This window comes from Microbacterium sp. Y547 (genome assembly GCF_057669785.1).
Genome location: NZ_JBYHFN010000013.1, coordinates 1 through 6,555, shown reverse-complemented (window position 1 = coordinate 6,555; position 6,555 = coordinate 1). Strand labels below are relative to the sequence as shown.

Sequence of the window (6,555 nt, the reverse complement as noted above, 5' to 3'; positions counted from 1 at the left end):
CGCAACCGCGTAGCTCGCAGCGTGCGAGATCTTCGGCTGGTGCTGCGGGTTGAACTCGTCGAGCTGGAACTCGGTCGCAGCCGCGATCTCGTTCGCGCTCAGGTGCTCGCTCGGCTTCAGCGCGAGGCTGTCGAAGCCGCGGCCGATCTCCGAACCGAAGATGTGACCGTTGTACCAGTACGTCGACCAGTAACCGGCCAGCGTCAGGGCGCTGCCGTTGATCGGGCCGCGGTCGAAGTAGCCGATCTCGACCGGGTTGGCGGAGTCGGTGAAGTCGAACACCGAGAGACCGCCCTGGTACCAGGCCTGGACCATGATGTCGCGACCCGGGACCGGAACGAGCGAACCGTTGTGCGCGACACAGTTCTCCTGCGCCGTCTGTGGGGCGGGCATCTTGTAGTAGCTGCGGAACTCGAGCTTGCCGTCGACGATGTCGAAGATGGCGTTGGCGCCCCAGTTGAGCGGGTCGACTGCGCGGCAGCGAGCACCGCTTCCGCCACCCCACTCGTCGGTGAAGACGACCTTGGTGCCGTCGTTGTTGAACGTGGCCGAGTGCCAGTAGGCGAAGCGCGGGTCGGTGACGGCATCGAGGCGAACCGGGTTGGCCGGGTCGCTGATGTCGATCAGGATGCCGTTGCCCTCACAGGCGCCGGCAGCGAGGCCGATCTCGGGGTACGACGTGATGTCGTGGCACGCGTCCGCTGCAGACGTGGACTGCATGCCCTCGCCGTGGCTGCCGCCGGGCCACAGGCCCGCGGGGCTGCCCGTTGCCGGGTCGCTGAAGATGCGGGCGTGGTTGACGATTGCCGCACCGGCCGGGTTGGCCAGCGGAACCTTGATGACCTCGACGAGGAAGCGCGCGCCCAGGATGGGGTTGCCCTCAGCGTCGAGCTGTGACTCGATCGTGTTGCCCGCGACGTTCGTGCAGCCGCCGGCGACGTTCGTCGTCGTGGTGCGGACGCCACCGGTGCCCGAGACGTAGACGTAGACGTTCTCGGCGTCATCGGGGTCTTCGACCACGGTGTGGGTGTGCGATCCTCGGCACGTCTGGACGCCGGTGACCTGGAACGGGTTGTTGATGTCACTGATGTCGAAGATGCGGACACCGCGGAAGTTCTGCGGGTCGGTGACAGGAGTGTTGTTGGCCGATCCGCAGTCGAGGCGGCCCGGGGCCGATTCGACCGACATGAACAGCAGGTCGCCGTAGACAGAGACATCGCCCTGTCCACCGGGACACAGGAACGACCCCGTCAGCGTCGGTGCTGCGGGGTTCGAGATGTCATAGATCTGGAAGCCGTTGTAGTTTCCGTTGATCGCGTAATTGCCGGTGTACGCCATGTCGGAGTTGTAGTTGCCGAAGCCTTCGGGCTTGGCCTGCGTCGAGAGCAGGTCGACGTTGCTGGCGGCGGTGCCTGCGTTGTACAGGCCGGCGGCGAGCCCCTCGCGGGGGTCTGCCTGCGTGTCGGCCGTTGCGACGGTGGCGGTAGCCGTCACCATCGACATGCCGAGGGCGACGGCGCCCACGGTGGCCAGTGCGCGCGCCTTCCAGCGTGCGCGTTCGGGTTGTGTGTTCATTCTGAGGTTAGGCCTTTCAATCGTCATCGATTTGTAGCTTCATTGCTTTGGCCGAAGAGCACTCCGCGCCCCGCGGGCGGGTCGTGGTGCGCGCTTCGCATACTTCACGGATATGCAGTTATATGTAGGGGAATCTATAGGTCTGCTGGGAACAGCGCTACCCGTAACGCGATAACCGATGACGTGACGGATGATGGGCCGACACTCAATGACGAGAGGTGCACGACGATGACGCGATGGACCCGGCTGGTTTCGACGGGTGCGGCGGTCATGCTCGCGGTCGGCCTCACAGCCTGCACGAGCGAGGCTGAGCCTGTACCCACGTCGACGGCGCCGGTCGTGCAGCTGGGGGGTCCGGGGCAGCCCAATCGCACGCTGTCGCCCGAAGAGGCGGCCGCGATCCAGGGTCCCCCGTACGTGGAAGAAGACGTCGTCTTCGTGCGCGACATGCTGCACCACCACTCGCAGGCGATCATCATGACCGACCTCGTGGCCGAGCGCTCCGATGACGAAGAAGTCAGGCTGCTCGCTCAGCGCATGGCCATCGGCCAGGAAGAGGAGATGCGCCAGATGGAGGCGTGGCTGCAGGAGCGCGGCGAGCCGGCTCGCGATCCGGACGCCGGCCACGATGCGCATGCCGGCATGCCGGGTCTGCTCACCGACGCCGAGCTCGATGCTCTCGCCCGCGCCGAGGGCAAGGCCTTCGACCGGATGTTCCTCGAGTTCATGATCAGGCACCACGAGGGTGCCGTCACGATGGTCGTCGACCTCTATGCGTCGGGAGGCGGCCAGGAGATCGCGATCGACACGATCGCCCGGCACGTCGAGGCCGACCAGAACATCGAGATCAAGCGCATGCAGGGAATGCTCGCCGACCGGTCCTGACCGGCGCGGGCCGGATGCGGCATCCCCCAGCGCTCAGACGTGGAACAGCGCTCGAGTCGGGGGAAGGGCGAGCATCATGGCGAGGCCGATGACCGGCATCCACAGGGCGGCGGTGCCGACGAGTGAGAAGGCGCCGGCACCCGCGACGGCGCCGAGAGCGATCGCCAGCCACAGCACGAGGTGCCGCACCCATGCCCACGGCGGGCCGCCCTTGAGAGCGGTGACCAGGGTGGTCGCGAACTTGACGAGTGCGCCGGTCATGTAGGTGATCCCGAACGGCACGTCGCCGCCGCGGGCGAAGACCGTGTTGAGTGCGCCCATCGCCAGGGCCAGCAGCGCGCCCGTCGCCCAGGTCCATCCGACGGCCGAGGTGACTGCGGCCGCGGCCACTCCGATCAGAACGAGGAGCATCCGGATCTCGCCGCGCGCTCGTCCCCCCGGAAGGCTCGTGCCGATCATCGCTCCGATGACGAAGGCCGCCATGAGGAGGAACCCCGTGGCGGCGGCGGCGAAGCCCGCACCCGCGAGGTCGACGCTCGCGCGGGTCGTGTTGCCGCTCATGAACGAGACGAAATAGCCGCCGAGGTAGACGAACCCGAAGCCGTCGACGAAGCCCGCGAAGGCGGAGAGCACGGCGGCTGCCGCGAACGTGCGATTGCTCAACGATCGGACCATGCGTTCTCCCCGTGGTCTTCCCTCAGAGGTGTGACCTGATTCTCCTCAGGTCGCGGGCTCGAGCCAACCCGCCGTCTCGGACGAAGCATGCAACCCTTGCCGAAGCGTCGGATCAGGTAGTGCGCTGCGGTGAGCGACGCGACCGGCGCGCCGCGATCGCGAGCATCACCCCGCCCGCGGCTGTCCAGGTGGCCAGGACGAGGGCGGCGCCGAGCCCTCCGGCGCCACCGAAGTAGGCCACCGCGCGCACGAGCGTGCCGGCTGAGCCGGGCGGCAGCGCCTGGCCCATGGCGCCGAGCCAGCCCGGTAGCCATTCCGCTGACGTCGAGATCCCTGCCAGCGGGTTGCCGAGGAACATCATCACCATCGCACCGATCGTGAATCCCTTGCCGCCGAAGAGCTCCTTGAGCCCGGCCAAGGGAAGCGCGAGGGCCGCGATGCCCAGGGTCATGGCTCCGGCGACGGGCCAGAAGGCGGCCGTCGAAATGCTGCCGAACAGGAAAGCCAGCACGGCAGCCACAACGGCACCGCCGATGACGGAGAAGCCCAGAATGCCGCCGACTGCCCAGCCGAGGCGTCGGGGGAACACGGCACGGAAGGCGACGGCCGGCACGATGCCGCCGAACACGAGCGGAAAGGCGAGTCCGCCGATGCCGACACCGGACGGATCAGCCGCGGGCAGCGGCACGACGTCGGTCTGAGCCGCATCCATGCCCAGCTGTGCGGCCAGCGCTTCGCCGGTCGCCCCGACGGTGGAAGAGATCGTGACGGATCCGGCACTGGCCACGAGGGTGTGCACCGCGCCGTTCTCCACCACGAATCCACCTGCCACTTCGCGCTCGCGGATGGCGGTGGACAGGTCCTCGGCCGACTCATAGACGGACAGCTCGAAGGCGTCCGGGTTCGCGGCCGCCAGGCCGGCATCCACTTGCGCGATGCTCTGCGAAGACCCCACGATGCCCAAGGGCAGGTCGTGCGCCCCGCCCTTGAGCGAGGGCATGATGAAGACCACCAGCAGAAGCGTGAGGACCACGGACAGGCCGAGCGTCAGTGCCGCGAGCATGATCGCCGCGGGCGGGCGGCGCTTGCTCGTGGCGGGTGCTTCCTCCGATGAAAGGGCGGTACGGGGTTCGGGGGTGGCGTGCGTTGTCATGGGCCTCGGATCGCAGATGCGGAGGCTACTCCTCCGCTTAGGCGGATGAATATACTCCGCTTAGCTGGGAGAATCGCGAAGATGAGGAAGGTGGTGGCGGATGCGCGCGGATGCAGCCCGTCGGCGGCAGGCGATCGTTCATGAGGCGCGTCGCCTCTTCGCCGCGCGGGGAAGCGGCGTGGCGCTGGAGAGTGTCGCTGAGGCGGCCGATGTCGGCATCGCCACGCTCTACAGGAACTTCCCCACTCGGCTCGACCTCATCGACGCGGTGATCGGTGCGAGCCTCGAAGACGTCGCCGCTGCCGCGAACGGGGCGCTGCCGACCATCCAGCGCAACCCGGATGCCGCGTGGCGGGAGTTCCTGGACCGCCTCGTCGCGTTGGATCTCGGCGCGCTCACCGACGCCCTCTCGCAGGTGGTGGGCGGTGGGCTGTCGGCCGCGCTGCGTGATGCGCAGAGTGCGGCGCTCGCTGAGGTCGACCGCGTCCTCGTGGAGGCGCGTGCCCACGGACTCGCCGACGAGAGCCTTTCCGCCCTGGAGCTGGTCCTCGCGATCGGCATCCTCTCGCGCCCGCAACCCGAGGCCGTCCGCGCGCTGGCGCCCGGGTTGGAGCGCCGTCTGGTCGCCATCTTCGCCACCGGCATCCGCCCCTGACGGGAGGGCGGCGTGTGGGGCTGTCTCGCGAGATCCAGATGCCGGAACGGCACGGTCACCGGGATCCCCGTCAGGTCTGATCGGCCTCCCGCCGGGAAAAGCGAAACCCCCGCCATGTAGAAGCTAGGCGAGGGTTTCTAGGACCGTTGTAACGACGATCCGTGTGGCTCCGACGGGCGTCGATCCCGTGACCTCACGATTTTCAGTTGTTTGCGGTGGCTTTTTGGGTACTCGTTAGCACTCATTGCCCGCGTGATTTCGCGGTTCGAGTGCTCATTGATGTTCGTTCGTCGTGGTCGTTTCGGGAGAGTTCCCGGCACATTCCCGGCACAGATTCCGTGCTACTTGTGCGAGCGCCAACCGGGTGACCTCCACGCGGCACGTCGCTCGGCGCTCGCAGAACGGAGACCGCGTGCGACAGGTACAGCAACCGCTTCTGCTCGTTGCGCGGCACCGATCCCAGCCTAGCCAGGCGAGGGCTTACCTCCAGAGCGTCGCGCTCGACCAGTCGCTCGGGACACCCATCGTCTGCGTCGTGAAGCCTGACGAGGCCGGGAAGTCATGGAGGAGGTCGGCTGCTTTGGCAGGCCAGCCGGACGCGGGATCCACGGACGGCAACAGAAAGGCAATGACGGCAAGCGCGTTGGATACGCCGAAGACGCTCTTCGCTGTGGTCTCGTTCCGGAGGTGATCGAGTAGCGGAACGACTCCCTTGGGTGGTCGTTGAGGTGCGACGACGAGCTTGCGGTTGTAGAGACGCGCGTGGTGCGCTGCGACGTTTCGGACGTAGTTGAGGCTCGCAAGCCAGCTCGACATGACGCGTTTTGTGGGCACATCGAACGCTCGCGCGATCTAGGTTGCGAGATCGTTCGATAGCCCGGCATAGAGCCGCGCCAGATGCCCAAGCTCGAGGATCTCGGTGAGCGCCCAGATTGGCATCGTGTCGTCGTACTTGGTGCGAAAGTGGGCGACGAATGCCTCGTCTGAACCGAGTCGGCGGACGTCGACACGTTGCAGCCACTCGATATGACGGCTGGTCGGCTCGCCCGTGGCCGGGTCGGTCGAGGTCCCGGTAAATGACGTGACGAACGTTGAGTCGTGGAGGTGCGCGAATGGTGATCGTCGTCCGAGGACGTACCCCACTTGCATCCGGAGCGCGACTTCGATGCGTTCGACGCCATCCAGCACGAGGAGGCGTAGCTTGCGATCGAAGTCGATGATCTGTGATGCGTGGGCGAGGGAGGTTCCTTCGCGGTACTGGCTCACGATGCGGACGCCCGGTTCGCCGTTGTCATCGACGAATGACTCCGACATCCGGAAGGGGTATAGGTAGCCGGTAAGTCGGTAGTAGCCGATGGCGTTGAGCAGACGTACGGCGTCGGCGTGGTCCCCTACGTCGACACCGCGCTCGCTCAGTTTGCGGATCTGATCATCGATGGAGAGCCAGGGTTTGGCGTACTCGACCATCCATCCTCCTGGAAAAGAAAATCAGCCCGAGCCGTGAGGCGAGCGGGCTGATCGTGATGGGTCCACCGTACCACCCGCAGCTGACTCGCGGGGGAGCTTGCGCGTTGTCACAGGGAGGGACTGCCCCGAGTTTGGTTGACGTCTG

General features: G+C 66.7%; 5 protein-coding genes and 1 pseudogene. 2 read left to right on the top strand and 4 right to left on the bottom strand.

The window, feature by feature from the left end:
* The coding region (locus tag AC25Y0_RS12895; protein WP_488134780.1) for an LVIVD repeat-containing protein at positions 1 to 1,575 on the bottom strand (1,575 nt) is incomplete at its 3' end.
* 228 nt (positions 1,576 to 1,803) lie between these two features.
* Between AC25Y0_RS12895 and AC25Y0_RS12890 the strand changes: the two genes are divergently transcribed.
* Positions 1,804 to 2,460 (top strand): DUF305 domain-containing protein, encoded by a 657-nt coding sequence (locus AC25Y0_RS12890; RefSeq protein ID WP_488134779.1) that lies wholly within the window; start codon positions 1,804 to 1,806, stop codon positions 2,458 to 2,460.
* A gap of 33 nt (positions 2,461 to 2,493) precedes the next feature.
* Here the strand turns inward: AC25Y0_RS12890 and AC25Y0_RS12885 are convergent, their stop codons facing one another.
* Positions 2,494 to 3,135 (bottom strand): DUF1275 family protein, encoded by a 642-nt coding sequence (locus AC25Y0_RS12885; protein ID WP_488134778.1) that lies wholly within the window; start codon positions 3,133 to 3,135, stop codon positions 2,494 to 2,496.
* A gap of 112 nt (positions 3,136 to 3,247) precedes the next feature.
* Positions 3,248 to 4,288: a hypothetical protein gene (locus tag AC25Y0_RS12880; protein WP_488134777.1), complete on the bottom strand. Its 1,041-nt coding sequence runs from the start codon at positions 4,286 to 4,288 to the stop codon at positions 3,248 to 3,250.
* Between the two features lie 100 nt (positions 4,289 to 4,388).
* Between AC25Y0_RS12880 and AC25Y0_RS12875 the strand changes: the two genes are divergently transcribed.
* Complete coding sequence (locus AC25Y0_RS12875; protein WP_488134776.1) at positions 4,389 to 4,943, top strand: TetR/AcrR family transcriptional regulator; 555 nt, start codon at positions 4,389 to 4,391, stop codon at positions 4,941 to 4,943.
* A gap of 480 nt (positions 4,944 to 5,423) precedes the next feature.
* Here the strand turns inward: AC25Y0_RS12875 and AC25Y0_RS12870 are convergent.
* Positions 5,424 to 6,410 (bottom strand): annotated as a pseudogene (locus AC25Y0_RS12870) (Abi family protein).
* Positions 6,411 to 6,555: the final 145 nt, after the last annotated feature.

Excerpts from the sequence above, each read along its gene's own strand:
- AC25Y0_RS12885 (WP_488134778.1), bottom strand. The coding sequence starts at position 3,135 with ATGGTCCGATCGTTGAGCAATCGCACGTTCGCGGCAGCCGCCGTGCTC.
- AC25Y0_RS12890 (WP_488134779.1), top strand. The coding sequence starts at position 1,804 with ATGACGCGATGGACCCGGCTGGTTTCGACGGGTGCGGCGGTCATGCTC.
- AC25Y0_RS12880 (WP_488134777.1), bottom strand. The coding sequence starts at position 4,288 with ATGACAACGCACGCCACCCCCGAACCCCGTACCGCCCTTTCATCGGAG.
- AC25Y0_RS12875 (WP_488134776.1), top strand. The coding sequence starts at position 4,389 with ATGCGCGCGGATGCAGCCCGTCGGCGGCAGGCGATCGTTCATGAGGCG.